We start from the raw sequence: 22521 nt of genomic DNA on the forward strand, positions 1-22521 counted from the left end.
CCATAAACTGAAATCAGAAAATTTTTGAAATTTGCTTAAAGAAAGACGCTTTTTGGACTTTCTTAACCTTGCGTTTACCTTCAAGTCTATCCTTTAGCGGTATCTTAGAGACGCTCACCTGGTGATTGACTAAAAAATGACAGCGATGCTATCACGTTTGAATGTAGTAAAAACCCATCGCCTCACAGCTCCTATATCAGTGTTAGCACTGACAATTAGCCTAGCTGCTTGTGGCGGACAGCAAGCTTCAGACAACACTACCCCTTCTGGTACTGCTACAGATGCTACTGCCTCAAGTCCAGGTAAATTGGATCTTGGTGGCAACGTGTCATTGACTGGGGCAGGTGCTTCTTTCCCTGCGCCTTTATACGCAAGTTGGTTCAATGATTTAAACAAAAAATATCCCAACCTACAAGTTAACTATCAGTCGGTTGGTAGCGGTGCTGGAGTGGAGCAATTTCTCAAAGGCACTGTAGATTTTGGTGCTAGCGATGTGGCCATGAAGGATGAAGAAATCCAGAAAGTACCGCAAGATAAAGGTGTACTTTTGCTGCCCATGACTGCTGGTAGTATTGTATTATCCTACAACTTACCAGAAGTGTCGGAGCTGAAGTTACCAAGGGCAGTTTACAGTGATATTCTGCTAGGCAATATTAAAAGCTGGAACGATCCAAAAATTGCAGCTGCTAACCCAGGCGTAAACCTTCCTAATCAGCCCATTACAGTTGTGCATCGTTCTGATGGTAGTGGTACGACTGGTGTGTTTACAAAACACCTCAGCGCTATTAATCCAACTTGGAAGAGTAAAGTTGGAGAAGGCAAAACCGTTAACTGGCCTGTGGGAGTTGGTGCTAAGGGTAATGAAGGCGTTACCGCCCAAATTCAACAAACTCAAGGATCAATAGGTTACGTCGAGTATGGCTACGCCAAACAAAATAAACTGAAATTTGCGGCTTTAGAAAACCAAAGCGGCAAGTTTATTGTGCCTAGCGAAGAGTCGGCTGCTAAAACTTTAGAAGCAGTAACTCTACCAGAAAATCTCCGTGCTTTTATTGCAGATCCAGAAGGTGCAGAATCTTATCCCATAGTCACTTATACATGGATTCTGGCTTACAAAAAGTATCCAGATGCAGCCAAGGGTAAAGCTGTAGAAGCAATGATTGAATATGGTTTAACTGAAGGTCAGAAAATTGCTCCAGAATTAGGATATGTAGCTTTACCTGCAAACGTAGTTGCAAAAGTTGCTGCCGCTGCCGATCAAATCAACCCAGATTATAAAATTTCTGTGACTGGTAGTGGTAATAGCGCGAGCAAATAAAATTCAGGAATAGTCAATAAAAGTCTTTAATTAGGGTGGCCGTGCGAATTAGAACAATGTGACGTTAAAAAAGTCAACTGTCTTAAGTCTAAAAAATGATGTAGTGACAATTTTAAGAATCTGGTTTCCTCACACATTTTTCTCTGATTTAATCTTTAAATTCAGTAGTCATGGCTACAAATATCTCAAGTCTGAAATCAGCAAGTAAAAATCGGTCTGACATAGAAAAGTCGGTAGATAGAGGCTTTATTTGGCTGACTCGGATTTTTGCGCTGGCGGTCGCCGGCACTTTATTATGGATTGCAGTACAAGTTACAATTGCTGCTTGGCCTGCAATCCAACAATTTGGTATCGGCTTTTTAGCTCAAAGTACTTGGAATCCGGTCAACGATGAATATGGGGTACTGCCTCAAATTTATGGAACTTTAGTTAGTTCTTTTCTGGGTTTGTTAATAGCTATACCTATTGGTGTAGGTACTGCTGTTTTATTAAGCGAGAATTTTCTCCCAGGTAAGATACGGCTAGTATTAGTATTTTTGGTAGAACTTCTGGCAGCTATACCAAGTGTGGTCTATGGAGTCTGGGGCATTTTTGTTTTAGTGCCGATTTTAACCGACTTAGGCAAATGGCTGAATACTTATTTTGGCTGGTTGCCAATTTTTAGCACTCCTCCCACGGGGCCGGGAATGTTTCCCGCAGGGGTAATTTTAGCAATTATGACCTTGCCAATCATCACAGCGATCTCTCGTGATGCATTGATTTCCGTACCTTCAAGCTTACGTCAAGCAGCTGTGGGTTTAGGAGCAACTCGTTGGGAGACAATTTTTCAAGTTCTGATTCCAGCTGCCTTTTCTGGCATTGTTAGTGCTGTGATGCTGGCTTTGGGTCGAGCAATGGGTGAAACAATGGCTGTAACAATGTTGATTGGTAACTCTAACAACATTAGTCTTTCACTTTTAGCACCAGCTAATACGATTTCTTCTCTATTAGCTAATCAATTTTCCGAGGCTAGTGGTTTGCAAGTTGCGGCTTTAATGTACGCTGCTTTGGTTCTGTTTGTTTTGACACTAATAGTCAATATTATGGCAGAGTTTCTTGTGATCAGAATGAAGCGAATTTAGCATAATTGTGATTTAAATATGACTTCTCATTTTCCGCAAAGGAGTTTAACTCGCACTTCTACCTCTCCCCGGACACTGTTTAATACAGTGATGACTGTAATTGCATTTATTTGTGGAGTCTTGGCGCTTTTACCGCTGTTGGCAGTTCTTTCTTACGTCCTCATTAAAGGTTTTAGCAGTCTTAGTCTAAGCGTATTTACAGAACTACCGCCCGCACCCTTGAGAGAGGGAGGAGGTTTTGGTAATGCAATTCTGGGAACACTGTTAATGGTAGGAATTGCCGCATTAATTAGTATTCCCTTTGGTGTAATGGGAGCAATTTATTTAACAGAGTTTAGTTCTGGTAAAGTAGCTAGGAGTATACGTTTTGCTACTAATGTCCTCAGTGGAGTTCCTTCGATTATTGCTGGGGTATTTGCTTATGGAATTGTAGTTTTAACCTTGGTAAAACTCAATTTAGGTTCCTACTCAGCCATTGGTGGAGGATTTGCATTAGCAATTTTGATGTTGCCCATTATTGTAAGAACCACTGACGAAGCCTTACAATTAGTATCACAAGATTTGCGACAAGCATCTTTAGGGTTAGGAGCAACTAACTTTCAAACAGTGACCCAAGTTGTATTGCCATCGGCTTTACCAGCAATTGTAACTGGTTCAACATTGGCGATCGCCAGAGCAGCTGGAGAAACTGCACCTTTACTATTTACTGCTTTATTTTCACCATTTTGGCCTAAAAGTTTATTTGAGCCGACAGCTTCCTTAGCTGTTTTGGTTTACAACTTTGCTATTTCTCCTTTTCAGAATTGGCAGTCATTAGCTTGGGCAGCGTCTTTAATTTTGGTATTGATGGTTTTGATCACCAGTATTATCGCGCGCTGGGCAACTCGCCAGAAAGTTCATTAAATATATTTTCCCAGAGCGCATTTTTCATCCCTAACACTTACATTCTTTTTATGGCTACCAATATTAGCACCGCTAATGGCACAGAAACTGTTTTACGTACAGAAAACCTCAACATTTACTACGGCAACTTTTTAGCTGTACAGAATGTTTGGCTAGATATTCCCAAACATAAAGCGACAGCTTTTATTGGCCCTTCTGGTTGTGGTAAAAGTACCTTATTGCGATGCTATAACCGTTTAAATGACTTAATTGAATCATTTCGAGCCGAAGGTAAAGTTACTTATTACGATAAAAATCTTTATGCACCTGACGTTGATCCAGTAGAGGTGCGTCGGCGAATTGGGATGGTATTTCAAAGACCTAATCCTTTTCCCAAATCAATTTATGACAATATTACTTTTGGCGCTAAAATCAACGGCTACACAGGTAATATGGACGAACTAGTAGAACGTAGTTTGCGACAAGCAGCTTTGTGGGATGAAGTCAAAGACAAACTGCGGCAAAGTGGCTTTTCATTATCTGGTGGACAACAACAACGTCTGTGTATTGCCAGAGCGATCGCAGTGCAACCCGACGTTATATTAATGGATGAACCTTGCTCTGCTCTTGACCCCGTATCTACTTTGCGGGTTGAAGAATTGATTCATGAATTAAAAGAACAATATACCATAGTTATTGTTACTCATAACATGCAACAAGCCGCGCGGGTGTCAGATATGACTGCCTTTTTTAATGTTAAACCTTCAGACACGGGAGGGCGTAGTGGCTATCTAGTAGAATACGATGCTACAGAAACAATTTTCAACAATCCTAAGCAAGAAGATACACGAGATTACGTCAGCGGTAGATTCGGTTAGGCGAAGAGAAATTTCTTAACCAAAATTTTGTCTAACTTGAAAGGGCTATTTTATAGTCCTTTTTTATGTTAATTGATATCAATGGTGTGAGATCCTAGAGACAGTCAACGGAGTCTGAACTAAATGGAACAACCTCGCAAGTCAACGGTCGTGATCACCGGCACATCATCGGGGGTAGGTTTGCAAGCTGCAAAAGCTCTTGCTCAAACAGGGCAGTGGTATATAGTGATGGCTTGTCGGGATCTCCCCAAGACTCAAGAAGCTGCTCAATCTGTAGAAATCCCTCCAGATAGCTACACAATTATGCATCTCGACTTGGCTAGCTTAGAGAGTGTTCGACAGTTTGTCAAAAAATTTCGAGAAAGTGGCAGGTCGTTGGATGCTTTAGTATGTAACGCCGCAATATATATGCCTTTATTAAAAGAGCCGTTGCGAAGTGTAGACGGATACGAATTGAGCGTTGCTACAAATCACCTGGGACATTTTTTGTTATGTAATCTGATGCTGGAGGATTTAAAAAAATCATCCTCTAATGATCCAAGATTGGTAATTTTAGGAACCGTCACCCACAACCCAAAAGAATTGGGAGGAAAAATTCCACCGCGTCCAGACTTAGGAGATCTTAAAGGCTTGGTAGAGGGTTTTAAAGAGCCTTACTCAATGATTGATGGGAAAAAGTTTGAGCCTGTGAAAGCTTACAAAGATAGCAAAGTCTGCAATGTATTAACTATGCGGGAGTTGCACCGACGCTATCACGAGTCAACTGGCATTACCTTTAGTTCTCTTTATCCTGGTTGTGTAGCAACAACGCCGTTATTTAGAAACCACTACCCGTTATTTCAAAAACTTTTTCCATTGTTCCAAAGATATATTACTGGGGGATTTGTATCTGAAGAGTTAGCAGGCCAACGAGTCGCAGATGTAGTAGCTGATCCTGCATACAAACAATCTGGTGCTTATTGGAGTTGGGGTAATAGACAAAAGAAAGATGGTAAGTCTTTTGTCAGAGAGGTTTCTCCCGAAGCCAGCGATGATGAGAAAGCCAAACGCATGTGGGATTTAAGCGAAAAATTAGTTGGAATTGGGAAAGTTCAGCCTGTATAACAGTTGTCAAAAGGCTTTAAGAAGACGTTGGTAACTGCTTTTTTTCTCTCTGATATCTCTGTCCTCTGCGGTTGATAAAATAATTTAACCGCAGAGGCGCAGAGTACACAGAGTAAAGATTTTAATAGGCAATTTCTTGACCAATATTTTACCTGGTTTGAAAGGACTAAAGTCCTGACTACAAAAGTGTGTCACTATCATGATTAATGAGACAGACTACTAGGGTTGAGAACATTTTCAGAATGATAAGTATTTTTAACAGCAGCACCAACCCAGTTACTAGCAATTGGCATTCGCCAACCAGTGCCAAAAGCCCGATCAGTAATTTTTAATCCTGGGGGTGCTTGTCGCCGCTTAAATTCAGCACGCGCCACCATCTGGATGACTCGGTTGACAATCGCCGGATCGTGTCCTGCGGCGATAATTTGTGCAGCTGATTGGTGATGATGAATCAGGCGTTGCAAAATGTCATCTAAAATTTCGTAGGCAGGTAAAGAGTCTTGGTCAATTTGGCCGGGTTTGAGTTCGGCGCTGGGTGCTTTAGTGAGGATATTTTGGGGAATAATTTCACGATCGCAGTTTAACCAATGACAAAGTGAATAAACGCGGGTTTTAGGCACATCAGCAATCACTGCTAAACCGCCATTCATGTCACCATATAACGTACAATAACCAACCGCCATTTCTGACTTATTACCAGTAGACAATAAAAGATAGCCAAATTTATTAGCGATCGCCATTAATAAATTACCCCGAATCCGGGACTGAATATTTTCTTCGGCAATACCAAATTCAGTTCCAGCAAACAAGTCAGCTAAGGTGTAATCAAAGGATTGCATTAATTCGCCGATTTTTAAGATGTTCGTTTCAATCCCCAAATTTTTGCTTAATGCTAAAGCATCGCTAACAGAATGTTCAGAACTGTAAGGCGAAGGCATCAACACACCTAAGACATTTTCTTTACCTAACGCAGCCGTGGCGATCGCTGCTACTAATGCTGAGTCTATTCCTCCACTTAAACCTAATACTACTTTAGAAAAGCGACACTTTCGAGCATAATCTTGTACTCCTAAAACCAAAGCCTGCCAAATTTCTGCATCTGATGATTCATATTCAGCTACTATTGTACTTGAGTGCAAATCTCGTTGGACTGCATCAAATTCTATTATTCCTAAATCGGTTGCAAAACCACAGGCACGATACATAATTTCACCTTGACGATTCAAAGCAAAACTACATCCATCAAAAATTAAGTCATCATTTCCTCCCACTTGATTAGCATAGATAATTGGTTGTTGAAAACGCACTGCACTATGCTTAAGCATGGCTGCTCGGAAGTGTTGCTTACCAACTGTGTAAGGCGATGCAGATAAATTTACGATTAAATCAACACCAATAGTTGCTAAATCAGCGATTGGATTTGCGACATAACTTCGTTTGCCCCAAAAGTCTTCATCATTCCATAAATCTTCGCAAATAGTTACGCCAATATCAATATTATCTAAAGTAAAATAATTAGCTTGTAAACTTGGTTCAAAATAGCGTCTTTCATCAAAAACATCATAAGTAGGTAACAACTGCTTATGAAAAACTTGTTTGATTTCTCCTGCTTCTAATAAAGCTATACTATTAAATAAAGTTTTACCGCCAGTAATATGGGCTTTTAAGTTTTCTTCAACAGTTCCTACTAATACAGCTAAATTTGATGGTAAATCTTGCGCTAGTTGTTGCAATTCGATACCCATAGCTTCCACAAAACTAGGATTTAGTAATAAATCTCTTGGTGGATAACCACATAAAGAAAGTTCTGGTGTTAATAATAAACGCGCACCTAGTGCTGCTGCTTGCTGTGCAGCCTCTAAAATTTTGCGGGCATTTCCTGGCAAATCACCAATTGTGGGATTAAGTTGAGCGATCGCAATTTTCATTGTATTAGTCAGTTGTCAGTTGTCAGTTGTCAGTGGTAAATATTTATTTTTCTGGACTCTATAATTTGGATTTAAATAAATACTAAAGGTTTATCTTTAAAGGGTGCAAAAGCTTGAGCATCAAACTTATACAAACTAGCCGGACGGCCAGCACCCCGTGACACTTTAATTCCGGTATCGCATAAAAATCCCAACTTGAGTAAACGCGCCCGAAAGTTAGAATAATCGGCGAAATTTTCTCCTAAAACGGTTGTATATAACTGATACAAATCATTTAAAGTAAATGTTTCTGGTAAAACTTCAAAAGCTACCGGACTATACTCCAATTTATTTCGCAGCCGCCTGTGTCCATAAGTCAAAATTTCATTATGATCGAAAGCTAATTGTGGCACTTGCTTAACTGGATACCAAGCAATACCAGTCACTTTATCAGCAATTAATTCTGCTTCCTCAAATCTGACTAACGCAAAATAACTAACTGATAAATAACGCACACCATAACTACTAACTTCTTCTCGTGGATCACGATTGGGACCGCCAAAAGTGTATAACTGCTCTAAGTAAAGATTGTTAACTCTAATTTTCTCAGCCATGATGCGATAAGCAGCATCTTCTAGAGACTCGCCTTGACGTACCAAAGTACCGGGGAGACTCCAATAATTTAAAAATGGTTCCTGCTGTCGCATGACTAACAGAACTAGTAGCCGATTCTGCGTAGTATCTACAGAAAAAATCACATTATCAACACCTACCTTGAAGTCAGCCAAAGGTTGTTGAGCGGAGTCGAAACAAGGTTGTTGATTTAGCGCAGTTGAAATCTTTTTGTGGTTACGTCCTCGCATTTGTACAAATGCTCTCGATGAATATAAGCAATAATAGGGGGCGTGAGAGCTTGAGCATCTCCTTGTTCACGATATGCTGTTGAAGATACATCTAAACCTGTGAGACTAGCGATCGCTGTTTTTCCTCCCAGAGACTGCACTGCCTCTAAGCTAGACTGATCTATTGCATATCCCGGACGCGGTATAATCAATAATTGGACTTGCTGTAACAAATCTTCAATTCGATACCAACGCGGTAGCTGACTCAGTAAATCTGAACCAATCACCAAGGTATATTCAGCATTCTTTCCCCATCTAAATTTAGCTTTTTCCACTGTTTCCAGTGTTTTCCAGCTACTCAAATCCTGTTCTACAGCAATATTGTGTAGTGGTACATCCATATTCGCAATCAACAGTCGCAGCATTGCCGCCCGATGTTCCAAAGGAGTTTGATGAGATTTAAATGGATTATCTGCTGCCCAAACAGCCACCCAATCATAACGCGCAGATAACCACCTGAGAATCTCTTGATGTCCAGCAGTTGGTGGGTCGGCACTAGTACCAAATAAAGCTATTTTCATAATTCGTAATTCGTAATTCGTAATTCGTTGAGGCTGTTTCCAGAATTTTCACCTTGTATTTACTCAATACGTCGATTTATTTTCATAGATTTACCTCTGTGTCGCGCCAGTTGCTACCCTGCGGGTTCGCCGTTAGGCGTTCTCGTAAGAGTAGCCGCAGAAGCGTCTACAAGTCGGGAAACCCGCCGACAGTCGCCTCAAGTCGGGAAGCCCGCCCACGGCGCTGTCTCCCCAACGCACTGGCTTCTCTGCACGGCAGTCACTCATGGGGGAAACCACGCCAGTTCCTACAAGTCGGGAAACCCGCCCAACGGACTGGCTCCCCAAGACCGTGCTGCCTTGCCTCTGTGGTTCGTTTCTTCGTCTTTTGAGTCAACTCTTGCAACGCTGTTGAAATCTCCACTTCCACAGCCACAGGATTATCCAAACGCCGTGTGTGTTCTGGCAAACTAGCAACAGAAGCAGTAGTACGTTGGCGAACTTCCGCTAAAGTTTCTGGCGGCTGCAATCTTTCGCCCTGCTTCATCACCACCTGCAACAAAGCTTGTTCGTCCACAAGAGGACTTTCTATAATTAATCCCAATCTGTCGGCTTTTACCTTACCTGCTGCAAACGACCGAAAAATCTGTTTGCGTCCTGGGTAAGTTGTTTTACCACTCGATTTTTTCATAACTGGGATGCCATCGATTTCTACAAGTTTGTAAACTCCATTAATTGGCGAACCTGTAACTAATCGTGTTCCCAAGCCATAACCGTCGATTTCTGCTCCGGCTGCTTTGAGTCTTTTGATTTCCCATTCATCCAAGTCACCACTAGCGAAAATTGACACCCCAGGAAGGAGCGATCGCACGTGCTGGGATAAACTAACTAAATCTCCAGAGTCTAACCTTACGCCAGTTAACTCTATTTCTCCAGCGTTGACTTGCTGAGCTAATCGTTCGGCAGCGGCAATGGTATCGTAGGTATCAATTAACAATGGCGCACCTGGAAAATATCGATGAAATGCGCTAAAAGCTTGGTCTTCAGTTCCTTCTAGTGCTGATAGCGCCATCACTAAAGCGTGAGCCATCGTACCACTTGGTTGCTGCCCCAGTTGTAGCGCTGCTAACACATTTGAAGTAGAGTCTAATCCACCTGCTAATGCTGCCCGTGCTGCCCACAAAGAAGCTTGAGGACTAAATGCCCTTCTAGTGCCAAATTCTAAAAGTGCGGCTTGCTCCCCGGCGACATCACGTAGCCGGGCTGCTCTAGTGGCGATTAAAGTTTGATAATTGAGAGTATTTAATAGATAGGTTTCTACTAGTTGTGCTTGCCATAGAGGCGCTTCAACTCGCAACAGTGGTTGATTGGCAAACACCGCTGTTCCTTCGGGTACAGCCCACACATCTCCAGTAAATCGCCATTCGGCTAAAAGTGACCAAAAGCGATCGCTTGCGCCAGCAAAGATGCCTGTAGCCTGTAAAGCTGCTATTTGAGAGGAACTAAAGCGAAATTTTTCTAAATAGTCTAAGGCTTGCGCCAGACCCATAGCGATTAAATAGCCGAAATTATCGGGCGATCGCCTGACAAATAACTCAAAGCTAGCCCATCTTTGTTCTACACCTTCACCTGTGTAACAAGCTGCCATTGTTAGTTGGTAAAGGTCTGTAAGCAAGCTGTAGTCAGCAGCACAGAGAGTTAATTCTTGGTTCTGGCAGTGGTCTAAGTTTGAGAAAGTTGTCATGTAAGAGCGTCCTTACAAGAATGCTTCTCCTATTATGGTAGAATTTACCATAAATAATGTCAACTATTTAGAACAATTTTGTTAGATATCACTCTTTAGAAGCAAATTCCTTGTATTTTAATACTAAATTATTCAAATATTTAATATTTTATAATAGTTTTTTTTATTAAAAATGTTAATCTGCCCTCTACTCTCCTGCTTCTTCGGTCAGCCGAAAGAAGGAGGAATGAGGGTTTTCCTTCTGACTTACTCACCGTTTGCCTAATGGAAACAGGACTTACGCAGAAATAACGTAACTCCGTCATTACGAGCGATAGCGAAGTAATCTACCCTAACGCTGGGATTGCTTCCCTACACTCCGTTCCGGTCGCAATGACAATATCGGCGTTGCGTAAGTCCTAGGAAAGTAAGTCAGAACAGCTTTGTGTTGATATGCGATCGCCTTCTCAATTCATCACTCAAATTCAGTTTCACAAAAGGTTTTTAACAAATCGATACAGTTAGCGATCGCTCCTAAATGAGCAATTTCATAGCCGTGGGTATTTTGTGTCGGAAAGGCCAAACAAGCAGCGCGGCCAACATGACCAAACTTCATCGCAATGGAAGCATCACTACCAAATTGGCTAAGTGTCACTAGCTGCACTGGCATTTCTAACTGCTTAGCACTTTGACGTAGTTGCCCATTTAAATTTTCATCATAAATTCCATAGGCATCTTGAGAAAGAATTACCGGATTTTTGCCGTCTTCAATGGGGTATTCTGGTGAAAGTGGGCAGATTTCTAAAGCGATTAAAGCATCTAAACGTTGGTTTTGGGTAAAAAACAATGCCCCAACTGCCCCCACTTCTTCTTTCGCTGACGCGACCAAATAAACATCCACAGCTGGCTGTTTGAGTCTTTGAGCCAAAGCTAACAAAATTGCCACAGAGGCTTTGTTATCCAGGGTATAACTGGCGATGTGATCCTTTAACCTCAAAGGATGCTTGCGATGTTTACCGACCACCATTCTAGTTCCGGGTCGAATACCAGCGGCTTCTAGTTCAGCGGTTGTAAGTTTTGTCTCAATCCAGGCATTTTCCCACTTGACGGCGGTATCTTCTTGCTGATTTTTTTGGGGCGATTCGTGGGAAACGTGGCGAGAGCCAAAACTTAAAATACCGTTGATGGTTTGGTGATCTCCCAATAAATCTACGACACCTTCACCGTAAACCCACGGGTAAGAACCGCCTAATTTACGAACTTCCACACGACCTTGATCACCAAGATTTTTGACAATTGCGCCAATTTCGTCTTTATGAGCAGTAATAGCAATTGCTCTGTCAGAATTTAACCCTGGAATTTTAGCAATAATATTATCAGCGCGATCGCACCAAACTTCTACACCCAATGCTGCAAATCGCTGCATCAAAAATTGGTTAATTTCAGATTCTACACCACTAGGAGAATGGTGCATTACTAGTTCTGCAATTATTTCAAATAGCTGTTCGTAATCCCACATCAAGATAATATGAGTTTAAAAAATAAGTTCAATATCAATATTTTTACCTACAATCACATACTTTAGAAAATGCAAGTCATATCCACAGAACAACCAAAGACTCCCCAACCACCAATATTCACTTCCTTTGCAGAGGAACGCCGTTATCGCCAGCAACGCTTAGCAGCAGCATTGCGTCTGTTTTCCCGCTATGGATTTGACGAAGGTATTGCTGGACATATTACTGCCCGCGACCCAGAACATCCAGAACATTTTTGGGTCAACCCTTTTGGAATGCACTTCGGTATGATTCGAGTCAGTGACCTGATCTTAGTTAACCATTTAGGTGAAGTAATTGCAGGCGATCGCCCAGTTAATCAGGCAGCTTTTGCGATTCATTCCCAAGTTCACGCGGCTCGTCCGGATGTAGTAGCAGCAGCTCATGCTCATTCTGTCTACGGCAAAAGTTGGTCTAGTCTTGGCCGTCTGCTTGACCCCCTTACCCAAGATGCTTGTGCTTTTTACCAAGATCATAGTCTTTTCAATGACTACACAGGTGTGGTTCTGGAATTAGAAGAAGGCAAACGTATTGCCCAAACCTTGGGCAACAATAAAGCCATCATTCTCAAAAACCACGGTTTGCTCACGGTAGGTCATTCAGTTGATGAGGCTGCTTGGTGGTTTATTGCAATGGAGCGTTCTTGTCAAGCTCAATTAATGGCAGAGGCTGCTGGTAAACCTAGCCCAATTCAACCTGAATATGCCAGTTTGGCACATTCCCAGGTAGGGTCACATTATCTCGGATGGTTTAGTTTTCAACCGTTATACGAGATGATTGTGCGGCAAGAACCCGACTTATTGGAGTAAAAGTAGACTTTTTGTGTTGGCGTTTTAGCACACCTGCCGCACCCAAAGCCCCAAGTGCTAACATTCCCAATACAGCTGAAGGTTCGGGAATTGCCGCTAAAGCAGCATTAGCAACTATGCTATGAGCGCGCGCTGTGGGATGAATTTCATCCCAATACAAGTACTCGTTTGGGTTATTACAGATTGTTTGAGCAACTCTATTCAAGCAAGGTTGAGTAAAATTTGTAAAACCTAAATTTGCTGGGTCACTAAACAGAGAATTAACATCAAGAGAGATAATATTTAAACCCAGTACCGGATTTTGGTTAAAACTTTTGATAAGTTGTGACAGTCCATCATTATGGTCTTTGGTTAGCTGATTGAGCCTCTCAGACGTATCAGGAATTAATTGATTTAAGTTCAGCGCTAATGGTGTATTACCCAAATTTGGCAAATTCGGTACTATAACGTTTTTAACCCCAACGCTAGCGAGGGTTTGTAACGCATTTGATATACTTGCTAAGGTTGTGTCAGGATTTACAAAAGGTATAAAATCTGGGGATTGGGTAGGTAGATAATCATTGGCACCAATCCAAAGTACATAGAGCGCTTCTGGATCAGCAGGTTGCAAAGCCGTCAATGCTGCAACCTCCTGGGGAAAACTCGGTAAGCCAGTTACGATTGTATTTACATCTGTAGTGGTGGCTCCACCAAAGGCAAAGTTTATACCACTTTCGGGGGTAGCACCATTTAAGAAATTAATATATGGAGTAGGAGCCTCTAAGTTCAGCTTTTGGGCCAGTTCATCTATCCAGATAGGGCCATTAGAAAAACGCCCTTCAAAATAAGGCGGAGGTGGAAATCCGACTCCTGTTTGAGGATTTAAAGTTAGATTGTATAAATTTCCTGTATCTGAAAGACTATCACCAATTACAGAAAGTCCAGTAAAAGCTTCAGCTTTCAGTGGCAAAGCCAGCGAAAAAAGGACAAATCCTGCCGCCATCAACTGCTTTTTCATACTCATTTTAACCGTTATATGATAAGTCTACGAGTTATCCAGGAAAGCGATCGCCAAGCCAAATACTCTGAATCAGCTTTATTTGCGTAATTTTATTTAATATAGATGGGAATACTAACGAGTACTATATAAAATTAAATAACTTTAAATCCAAAAATTTACCTGATTTTTATTATTCATATCATGTCCGGCTTATTAGTTATGAATCTCGCATCTGTGCAAAAACCTGAAAACTCTTTCTCTCCCTGCCCCCTGCCCCCTGCCCCCTGCGGTCTTAATGATAAGTCTTTACTCGAACACGATATCACAGGTCTTTTGTAAAGCAATTATAAAGTTTGGCTGCCAAAATACTGAAACAGGTCAACTAACAAAAGAATTAGTTTTGCGGAGTTTTCACCTTTAAAGCTTCAACAGCAGATATACCCTCACCTTGAGTTCCAAAATACCACAAAGCGGCTGCGGCTTCTGCACGAGTCACAGGTTTTTTGGGCTGAAATAATGTTGTATATCCAAACACCCGCCGAATATTCGATTGTTCGCCATTTTGAAAATCTGCTAACACGGCGCGTAAAGCCTTGGGGTCAATTTTTCCGACATCCTGGAAACCCCAAGTTTGTTTGACAGCATCTAAACTGGCATTAGGTAAAGATTGGCGAGTATCCAATGGTACTTTCCATAAAATTAATTGCTCCCGTATCAAGGGGGCATCAGGACGAAACAAAACTGCTGTAGAATCTCCTGACAAAGGACTAGGAATTAATCCAGCTTCAGCCAACCCTTGAATTTCGGGAAAATCTGGGTCTGTTTTTGACACATCACTAAAAGCCGATTGAGTGCTTTGTGCAGCTAGACGAATTTGCTTAGCTGGATTACTAGCATACATAGCATTATTAGTCGCAACTAGCCAACGAGCATATTCTCGGTGGGTAATAATTTTACCCGGTTCAAATTGGTTAGTTGAAACATTTGAGTTGTTCTTAGTTGTCTGAGAATCTATAGACAAAACACCCAAGCTGGCTAAATCTTGAATGTATTTCCGTAGTTCTTGCGGTGCTTTGTTCAGATCGCTAAATTGTTGAGATGCAGGTGTAGGTGTAGCAGTTTTTTGACCTTCAACTGTATTTTCTGGTTGTGTAGCTAAATTTGTCGGTGCTACAGGGCCAATGAATTGTGGATCACCTGGTTGAGGAGGGTTATTAGCAGTTTCGCCAGGGCTAGTGGTTGGGCTAGGTTGTGTTGTTGCTGTACTATTGGATGTATACTCAATTACTAAACTAGTTGCTGTTTGTGGTTGATTGGGTGTAGGGTTAGTGACTGATTGAGGTTGAATGGATACCTTTGCCAGCAAGTTGTTCAGACGCGCTTCAAAAGAGCCTTCCGCTTCATCTGTAGGCTGTTGCAAAATCTGCCAATTGTTCGTCTGAAACTGGTTACGATAAAAGCTAGTGATCAAATTACTGGGATCAGAACTTAACCAGCGAGTGGATACCTTATTTTCTGAGCCATTACTAGGTGTTACTTCCTGGAGTGTGGCGTTGGGATATAACGGGATCTCTTTAGGAAAATCTGTCGGTAACGCAAGTGTGGGTTGATTTTGTTCTGCTTGCGTTTCACCCTGTTGAGTTTCAGTAAAAATCGCCGGATTGTCTTGCAATCTAGGATCTGCTGCCAAAGACTGTTCTAAGTTTTTGGCAGTTGGAGTATTAGCACAGGCTGTTAAAGAAGAAAATAGAACAGCCAAACTCAATAAGATAGCTGGAGATTTATGGGGAAGCACAGGCAGTCAAAGAACGCGTGTCAATTCCTACCCTAGCGCAGACTGTCGATATTTTATGCAGCTATATGTATTTAGCTTTAGGTAATTTTTAGCAAAGATTTGCTTACATTTAGGATGAAGCTATAGTCTAGTGCTAAATGCCATATAGGAAAGCGATCGCCAACCGTCAAAAGTGCTAAACTGAGATTAAATTCCTCCTTAGCATCACCCAAAGGAGGGAAAATAAGAGGTCACTGGCGCTAGATTGTAAACAATCTGAAAAAATTCAGGGAATATTACTCAGATGGGGAAAGCAATACCTGGAAAACTTCAGTGCCAAGTATCTCCAGATGTTTAGCGTAAATTTACTATGCTTGGGGATCAAGGTTGTCAGCAAAACGATTGAGTATTACAACAATTTTCTTATGACTCTGCAAATTGAGTTTCTGGGGAAAATTTTACTTCGGTTGTTGTAGAACTGAAGGAAGTTTTAACAGTGAACATTAAACAGTAATGTATTTGGGTTGGAACTTCCCGACTGAATCAGTGAATAGTCAAAAGTAATAACTGATAACTGATTTAATAATTACTGGCTAAAAGTATACAAATAGCAGTAAATTTGTGCTTGTAGCACATTTAACTAGTCAGGTAAAAGGGAAACGTTTCTCGGTAAGCCTACTAAAGCTACACAAAGTCCTAGAACTTCTGTAGTTGTGGTTGGGACATTTAATTGTCTACACATAACTTGCATGTGACTAACATCTAGCTCAGTCAGCGCTTGCTTTCTGTCCAAGTAGAAAATTTTTCATTTATTACCTTGGAAACAAAGTTGTAACTTAAGAAAAATTAGGACTTATATTCAAGAGCCGAAGTGTTTTTTGGAGATGAGATGAGTAAAAAGCAAGTAAAAGGCCGAAAAAGATGTATATCATGTGAAAAACGCAGATCTGATAGGAGTATGAAGAATCTAAAATAGATATTAAATTGAAAAAAGAACGACCATCGACAACTGTCAGTCCATTTTACTTTCTGCAAAGCGTCGCCAGGTTGTTACCAGTGCTGAAACACGATTACATGCAAGTTTCCCAGGATCAGCCTATTTATTCTGAGGCTCCACTCCAGCTATTGCTGTTCATCGATGGACGGCCTAAGTCACGACAACAAGTACAGCGAATACGTGCTTACTTAAAAGAATTGCAGGCTGAGTATAATTTTGAACTTCAAATTATTGATGTCGGGCAACAACCATATTTGGCGGAACACTTTAAATTGGTAGCAACGCCAGCTTTAATTAAAATTCACCCAGAGCCTAGACAGGTTTTAGCTGGGAGTAATATCATTGCTCAATTGAAAAATTGGTGGCCACGCTGGCAAACAGCTGTTGATGCCTACTTAAAATTGCAAGAAGACTTACAAGGACGTATTGATGACAATAGTCGAATATCTTCTCCCAAATCAACAATCCGTTCTGTTGCTGTTTCTGCGGAACTCATGCGTCTGTCAGACGAAATTTTTCGTTTAAAACAGGAAAAAGATAAACTCCAGGAACAATTGCAATTTAAAGATAGAGTAATTGCTATGCTGGCACATGACCTCCGCAATCCTCTAACGGCTGCGGCGATCGCCATAGAAACCCTTCAATCTAATTACAATATAGAAACAGGAAATTTTCAGCGCTTAAAACCAACAATGACAGCGCATTTATTAAAACAAGCCCGCAATCAAACCAAAACAATTGACCGGATGATTGCCGATCTTTTACAAGTAGGTCGAGGCAACGATACAGAGTTGCCTATATTACCGCAAAAAATGGAACTAGGCCAACTCTGTTTTGATGTATTAGAGGAATTACGCGATCGCTACACCGCTAAATCCCAAAAAATGGAGACAGATATACCCCAGGACTTACCTTATGTATATGCCGATCAAGAACGTATACGTCAGGTGTTGGTGAATCTGTTAGATAATGCCATTAAATACACACCAGAAGGTGGCAAAATTAGTATTGCTGGGTTGCATCGCACTACTCAAAAAGTTCAGTTTAGTATCGGCGATAACGGCCCTGGTATTCCTCTAGAAAATCGCGATCGCATTTTTGAAAACCATTTCCGTCTGCAACGAGATGAAAAAACAGAAGGCTACGGCATTGGTCTTTGTTTATGTCAACGTATTGTTAGGGCACACTACGGTCAAATTTGGGTAGACACTGCCCCCAATGGGGGAGCATGGTTCCACTTCACTTTGCCAGTGTATCCCTCTTAGTCAATGGTCAAATCAATTAAAAATTAAAAATGTAAAATTAAGAATTAAAGACAATTAGTGGAGGCTTTGACTCGTACTCCTACGGCGAAGCGAGCTACGCGTAGCGTCTCCGTAATAAGCTTGATATATCTAGGTTTCAGCAGTTTTTAGCCTCCAAAATATCAAAGTCCCACTGACAACTGATAACTAATAAACACTCAATTAAGAACAATGCGATCGCGCCCTTCTGCTTTAGCGCGATAAAGTGCTGTGTCTGCCGTCACAATTAAATTTAAAGGTGAAGATTCCCAAGTAGGAATAATAGTAGATACTCCTATACTGAGGGTGACAGACTGACTTACCGTAGATCCACTGTGAGCAATTTGTAAATTTCTAACTCCCGCTTGTATTGCCTTAGCAACATGAATTGCACCCTCTGCATGAGTATATGGCATAATCACAGCAAATTCCTCACCACCATAACGTGCCACTAAATCTTGATGTTTTTGTGCCTTATGGCTTAAAACAGCGCCTACCTTTTGTAAGCAGAGATCGCCAGCCGGATGGCCATATTGATCGTTGTAAAATTTAAAGAAATCTATGTCGCATAAAATTAACGACAGGGGAGACCCCTCCTGTGCCAAATTAATCCACTGTGTATTTAGATAATCGTCAAAGCGACGACGATTAGCCAACCCCGTTAAGCCATCAACGTTAGCTAGTTGCTGTAAAGCCAAGTTTGCCTCTTCTAACTGTTTATATACTTGCCCTTGCTGCAACAATTGTCGTAACCGCTGGCGCAACACCGCCCAGTGAATTGGTTTAGTGACATAATCTGTCGCCCCTGCCTCAAAAGCACGGTCTACAGAATGTTCATCATCTAAACTTGTGATCATCAGTATCGGAGTACGTCCCCATAACTTTGAAATTACGGTATTACCCAAGCCAGAGTCAGTATCTAAGCTGGCAAGTGCTGACATCAAATTATTTTTAGCAATTTGGAGTAAATGTTTACAACAAGTAAACCCATCCATCACAGGCATGACAGCATCTAGCAAAACTATATCTGGTTTGACATTCTCATAAGCATCTAAACACTGCTTACCATCAGTAACCTCAACTACACGATAGCCTTCTTGTTCCATAGCTTTACGCAACAGCACTCGGATGGCCTTGTCATCATCAGCCACCAGAATTACTGGAGGTTGTTTAGAAAGAGAAAATGGGCTTATGCCTGACATGAGTTGCGTTCCACAGAAAATGAAAGTATCGGGTAGAGACAGACCAGAACCTGGCACTCGTAGCCAAATTGCTTGTGAAAAAGAGTTGTTTACATTTAGAACCTTACTCAAAGGTCTTATTTGATAGAAGACCAATGAAACACTAATGGTAAGTGAAACAATTGCTCATTTGTTACTAGACGGCAAGAATTAGATAGAGTATCCTTGCAAAATTCACATAATTTTTAAGTGTTCGATGCCACTAATCATTGGTTTAAAAATTTGTCTAACCAGGAAATTTCAGAAATATTTTGAAAATGTTCTCCGATGCGATTGCATAGAAAAAATTTTTTCTGCATGAGAGTTACAATTTTTAGCCAAAGTGTGTCTGCCTTCATAGCCTTCTGCTGTTGGACAATAAATTGCTCAATTGTTTGGAGTCGAAAAAAAGATAGATAACTATAGGACTCATATTTGATTTGGAGAAAAAACTTAGTACACCCTTAAATCCCTTTTTTCCTGCGATGCACTGAGTTTCGACTGCGCTCAACTACCGCGTAGCCGAAGTGTTTTCCGTTAAGAGTTCCCCGTTCCCTCCCTACGCAAATATGTTCATTAATCAAATCGGATTGATATAAGTTGCATAAACTATTTATTTAAAATTCAAAAGTAATGTTTACCTTTTGACGGCTTTGGTAGAAAATGCTACTCTTATATTTCCCCAATCGTATAGTGTAATTGCAATTTTGAAGCAAACTGAGCAAAACTTTAAATGTATACCTCAATTCTTTACTTTATATAGGACTCATATTTGATTTTTGAAAAAATTCAGTACACCTCAAAGAGCCTTGTTCCCTGTTCCCTGCGATGCACTGAGCGTAGCCGAAGTGTTCCCTGCTTATACAAGTAATTTCACCAAATCAAACCGGATTCCTATAGTTACTTTAGATACATTCTGAGGATAATATAAGCAGTTAGCAAACTGCAATCCGAAAATAACTAATACTCAATCTTGTTGTGACTAGACTGTAACTCATTTAGAGTCATTGCCAGCCTTGAACATACTCATATTTAGGGGTAATTACATAACTTACATCAACTTAATATTAAGTTGCGTGCAAAACTTGATTATCTGGTTACTGCTCGTACCATTTTTTTATAGTTTTAGACTAAAAATGAATAAAGCCCAGTTATTTTGGGAATTTAATTTAAAATCTCTATTTCAACCTGATAAAATGCTCAAATAAGTCACAATTCCTTTTGGTTAAGCTGTCTTAGTCGTTAAAGATTCACCTAATCAAGATAGACAACTTTTTTTAAACGAACTTGTATTGCTTAAAATGAGATAAAAAGATTAAATGAAGTTTAATCTACTTCTCTATAAAAATTCTCATGATCTACGCATGGACTACGATTTCACATCATTGCAAGCAAAGCAAAGTAATCGCAAAGGCTTAGTTTTTCATTATGAGTGCATCAGTCCTAAATTAGGATTAGATTGGCTAGTCAAAACTAAATTTATGTATTATTATGCCAGATAATCAATCAATTACTTTTAAAGATATTGGCCGAAATCAAACTCTATTTAGGTTTAGAATAAATGCCAGATTCATTAATGTATCAACAAGATAATTTTGTTGTTCTAGAAACAAACCAACCAGAACAATTCCTGACATCATCAGAATTATTAGAAAAACTGAAAACTGTTTTGCAAAAAATTAATTCCCAGGATTTACCACCAGATTTACACAAATTTGATTCTGCGGAAGCTCAAGCACAATATTTAATAGACACAAGTTGTGAGTTAGACATTAGTCCTGGAGAATATTTACAGTGGTATGCAGTACGTATGGAAAAGTAATCTCTTAGTCAAGAGCCAATAGTAATTTAAAACAAAACTATTGACTTTTAATTAATTATTCTTGTTTAGCAGTAATTAATGCTAGCTCAATTTTATTTTCATTTGGTTGCGTTATTTTAACTTCTACTCCTGGGCCAAAATATTTGGTCATTTTTTCCTGCTTTTCCTGCCAGTCGTTAATGGATATACGCGGCGAATCAAATTCTAAAATCAAGGTATAAGCGCCATTAACTTCTGTTTCTCGTAAACCTGTAACTATTGGTCGTTCTTCATCTGTAGGACTCAGATTCAGAAAAGATAAAGCCCTATCTAAATGCGCCTCTTGACCATAGCAATATCTAGTAATATCTTTGCGAATTTTATTTTGAGTCACAGTTGCTTGCTGTTTTCGCAAGAGCAATACTGACGGCGTTGTAGCTTGGCTGAAGGGTACAGGCTTCATCTCATTGGCTTTGAGTGCCAATCCTCCCAGTAGTAGAGGAAAACCGTAAAAAAATCCTACAAGGTTTAGTGTGGCATTATTAGCAGCGTAGGCAACGAAACCAATAATGGTTAATATGCTGCCGACGGTTAAACCGAGTGTTCCCAAAGAGATTTGGCGTAACATGAGCTGAGGATAGTATAGACTTTTAATATATCAGTTTTATTATCATCGGCTATAAATAACAACTTAGGGAAGAGCAATAACTCAGAACCTGAGATTTATCAATAAACTTACCTAGCATAGTAGAGGAGAAAAAAGCAGACTATTAAAAACAGTAAAGAAGCCCATAACATAAGTCTTTTGAACGCTAGTGACGCTCGCAGGTTCGCTACCGCTTTGCCAACGCTCAAATTGGGGAACCCATCAACGCGACAGGCTGCTTTTGACTTTTGCGCAACAGTACTAGGTTAAGCTAGGAGATACAAGCCTTACCTTTTTTAAGTTAACTTTAAATTTGAAGATATTTAGGGGTTGAAAGAAAAAAATGGATTTACAGACTATAAAAGAACGAATTGCCGTAGTTCAAAATAAACGCGAATACTTGCTCAGCCTTTTAGAACAACCTAACTTAGGAGTTTTGAGAGTTGATGTAAATCAAGCTCTAGAAGAACTCGATGAGTTAGTTGACGAATTTAAACGCACCATTCCCGAAACTGGAAATTAATTAAGCAGTATTAGGGGCAGAAATACAATTAAGTGGAATCGTCAATTGGCGGTTCCACCGATGCTTATTAAGAATGCAATAATTTTCGTTTTCTCAAGTCTAGCTAATATTGTGATAATCAACCCGCAACTTTGCAGCATAATTTATCCTACGACAGAAGCGTCTTTTGAACGCTTTCCTAGCTGCTTTACCAAAGCGATGAGTTCAGTCGTTGAGACATCTTTCTTACAAACATCATCAAAATTAGGCATTGCTTGTGTCTGTACAAAACTCATGTCTTCTACTGAAGAGTAAGCTAATATTTGAGTTTGTGGAGAAATAGCTTTAATATGGCTAGAAGCACTCCAGCCATCCATGACTGGCATCTGTAAATCTAAAACAATCACATCAGGGTGATGGCGTTTCACCATTTCAATAGCTTCTTGACCATTACTAGCTAACCCTACTACTTGAATATTTTCCTGACAAGAAAAAGCTAATTGTAAGGTTAAACGAGTTAACTCGTGATCATCTGCGACTAGAACACGCAACGTAGAAAACTCACAGGATAACATTAACATTCAAGGGAAAGAAAATAATTAAGAACGATAACTTCATA

General features: G+C 40.4%; 19 protein-coding genes. 9 read left to right on the forward strand and 10 right to left on the reverse strand.

All coding sequences use genetic code 11. The features are described from left to right. Window positions 1-145 precede the first annotated feature (145 nt). The 5 genes from pstS (at window position 146) to QI031_RS02315 (ending at window position 5303) form a co-directional block, all read left to right on the forward strand. Window positions 146-1318, forward strand: coding sequence for a phosphate ABC transporter substrate-binding protein PstS (gene pstS / locus QI031_RS02295; protein ID WP_281485911.1), 1173 nt, complete (start codon window positions 146-148; stop codon window positions 1316-1318). Window positions 1319-1488: 170 nt separating this feature from the next. Next, window positions 1489-2439, forward strand: a complete 951-nt coding sequence (gene pstC / locus QI031_RS02300) for a phosphate ABC transporter permease subunit PstC (protein ID WP_281483618.1) — start codon at window positions 1489-1491, stop codon at window positions 2437-2439. An 18-nt stretch (window positions 2440-2457) separates the two neighbouring features. Further along, the gene (gene pstA / locus QI031_RS02305; RefSeq protein WP_281483619.1) at window positions 2458-3342 is read left to right on the forward strand and encodes a phosphate ABC transporter permease PstA; all 885 of its coding nucleotides are present in this window, start codon (window positions 2458-2460) and stop codon (window positions 3340-3342) included. Between the two features lie 50 nt (window positions 3343-3392). Continuing rightward, window positions 3393-4199 (forward strand): phosphate ABC transporter ATP-binding protein PstB, encoded by an 807-nt coding sequence (pstB, locus tag QI031_RS02310; RefSeq protein WP_281483620.1) that lies wholly within the window; start codon window positions 3393-3395, stop codon window positions 4197-4199. A 123-nt stretch (window positions 4200-4322) separates the two neighbouring features. After that, complete coding sequence (locus tag QI031_RS02315) at window positions 4323-5303, forward strand: protochlorophyllide reductase (RefSeq protein WP_281483621.1); 981 nt, start codon at window positions 4323-4325, stop codon at window positions 5301-5303. A 203-nt stretch (window positions 5304-5506) separates the two neighbouring features. On the opposite strand, the gene QI031_RS02320 is transcribed toward QI031_RS02315, so the two are convergent. The 5 genes from QI031_RS02320 to QI031_RS02340 all read right to left on the reverse strand — a co-directional run bounded on the left by QI031_RS02320 (window position 5507) and on the right by QI031_RS02340 (window position 11854). Then, on the reverse strand, window positions 5507-7231 hold the full coding sequence (locus tag QI031_RS02320) for an NAD+ synthase (protein ID WP_281483622.1): 1725 nt from the start codon (window positions 7229-7231) through the stop codon (window positions 5507-5509). 71 nt (window positions 7232-7302) lie between these two features. Next, a complete protein-coding gene (locus QI031_RS02325; RefSeq protein ID WP_281483623.1) occupies window positions 7303-8073 on the reverse strand; it encodes an NUDIX hydrolase in 771 nt (256 codons plus the stop codon). Continuing rightward, a complete protein-coding gene (locus QI031_RS02330; RefSeq protein ID WP_281483624.1) occupies window positions 8034-8633 on the reverse strand; it encodes a nicotinate-nucleotide adenylyltransferase in 600 nt (199 codons plus the stop codon). The genes QI031_RS02325 and QI031_RS02330 overlap by 40 nt, the downstream gene beginning before the upstream one ends. 259 nt (window positions 8634-8892) lie before the next feature. Beyond that, a complete protein-coding gene (locus tag QI031_RS02335; RefSeq protein WP_281483625.1) occupies window positions 8893-10356 on the reverse strand; it encodes a nicotinate phosphoribosyltransferase in 1464 nt (487 codons plus the stop codon). A 454-nt stretch (window positions 10357-10810) separates the two neighbouring features. Further along, window positions 10811-11854: a M42 family metallopeptidase gene (locus tag QI031_RS02340; protein WP_281483626.1), complete on the reverse strand. Its 1044-nt coding sequence runs from the start codon at window positions 11852-11854 to the stop codon at window positions 10811-10813. 69 nt (window positions 11855-11923) lie between these two features. Here QI031_RS02340 and QI031_RS02345 point away from each other — a divergent pair, with 69 nt between their 5' ends. Continuing rightward, a complete protein-coding gene (locus QI031_RS02345; RefSeq protein WP_281483627.1) occupies window positions 11924-12700 on the forward strand; it encodes a class II aldolase/adducin family protein in 777 nt (258 codons plus the stop codon). On the opposite strand, the gene QI031_RS02350 is transcribed toward QI031_RS02345, so the two are convergent. Then, on the reverse strand, window positions 12642-13697 hold the full coding sequence (locus QI031_RS02350; RefSeq protein ID WP_281483628.1) for an SGNH/GDSL hydrolase family protein: 1056 nt from the start codon (window positions 13695-13697) through the stop codon (window positions 12642-12644). The two genes, QI031_RS02345 and QI031_RS02350, sit on opposite strands and share 59 nt — an antisense overlap. A gap of 376 nt (window positions 13698-14073) precedes the next feature. After that, on the reverse strand, window positions 14074-15474 hold the full coding sequence (locus QI031_RS02355; protein WP_281483629.1) for an S-layer homology domain-containing protein: 1401 nt from the start codon (window positions 15472-15474) through the stop codon (window positions 14074-14076). Window positions 15475-16509: 1035 nt separating this feature from the next. Here QI031_RS02355 and QI031_RS02360 point away from each other — a divergent pair. Then, window positions 16510-17715 carry a histidine kinase gene (locus QI031_RS02360; protein ID WP_281485912.1) on the forward strand — a complete coding sequence of 402 codons (1206 nt, stop codon included), beginning with the start codon at window positions 16510-16512 and terminating at the stop codon, window positions 17713-17715. Between the two features lie 197 nt (window positions 17716-17912). On the opposite strand, the gene QI031_RS02365 is transcribed toward QI031_RS02360, so the two are convergent. Beyond that, window positions 17913-18935 carry a GGDEF domain-containing response regulator gene (locus tag QI031_RS02365; RefSeq protein WP_281483630.1) on the reverse strand — a complete coding sequence of 341 codons (1023 nt, stop codon included), beginning with the start codon at window positions 18933-18935 and terminating at the stop codon, window positions 17913-17915. 1579 nt (window positions 18936-20514) lie between these two features. On the opposite strand from QI031_RS02365, the gene QI031_RS02370 reads away from it, so the two are divergent. After that, on the forward strand, window positions 20515-20775 hold the full coding sequence (locus QI031_RS02370) for a CRR7 family NDH-1 assembly protein (RefSeq protein ID WP_281483631.1): 261 nt from the start codon (window positions 20515-20517) through the stop codon (window positions 20773-20775). A gap of 55 nt (window positions 20776-20830) precedes the next feature. Here QI031_RS02370 and QI031_RS02375 read toward each other — a convergent pair whose 3' ends face one another. Beyond that, entirely contained in the window at window positions 20831-21382 is a 552-nt protein-coding gene (locus QI031_RS02375; RefSeq protein ID WP_281483632.1) for a DUF2854 domain-containing protein, read from the reverse strand. 361 nt (window positions 21383-21743) lie between these two features. Here QI031_RS02375 and QI031_RS02380 point away from each other — a divergent pair, with 361 nt between their 5' ends. Beyond that, window positions 21744-21923 carry a hypothetical protein gene (locus QI031_RS02380; protein ID WP_281483633.1) on the forward strand — a complete coding sequence of 60 codons (180 nt, stop codon included), beginning with the start codon at window positions 21744-21746 and terminating at the stop codon, window positions 21921-21923. A 143-nt stretch (window positions 21924-22066) separates the two neighbouring features. Here QI031_RS02380 and QI031_RS02385 read toward each other — a convergent pair whose 3' ends face one another. Next, window positions 22067-22483: a response regulator gene (locus tag QI031_RS02385; RefSeq protein ID WP_281483634.1), complete on the reverse strand. Its 417-nt coding sequence runs from the start codon at window positions 22481-22483 to the stop codon at window positions 22067-22069. Window positions 22484-22521: the final 38 nt, after the last annotated feature.

This window comes from Halotia branconii CENA392, assembly GCF_029953635.1.
Classification (GTDB): Bacteria; Cyanobacteriota; Cyanobacteriia; order Cyanobacteriales; family Nostocaceae; genus Halotia; species Halotia branconii.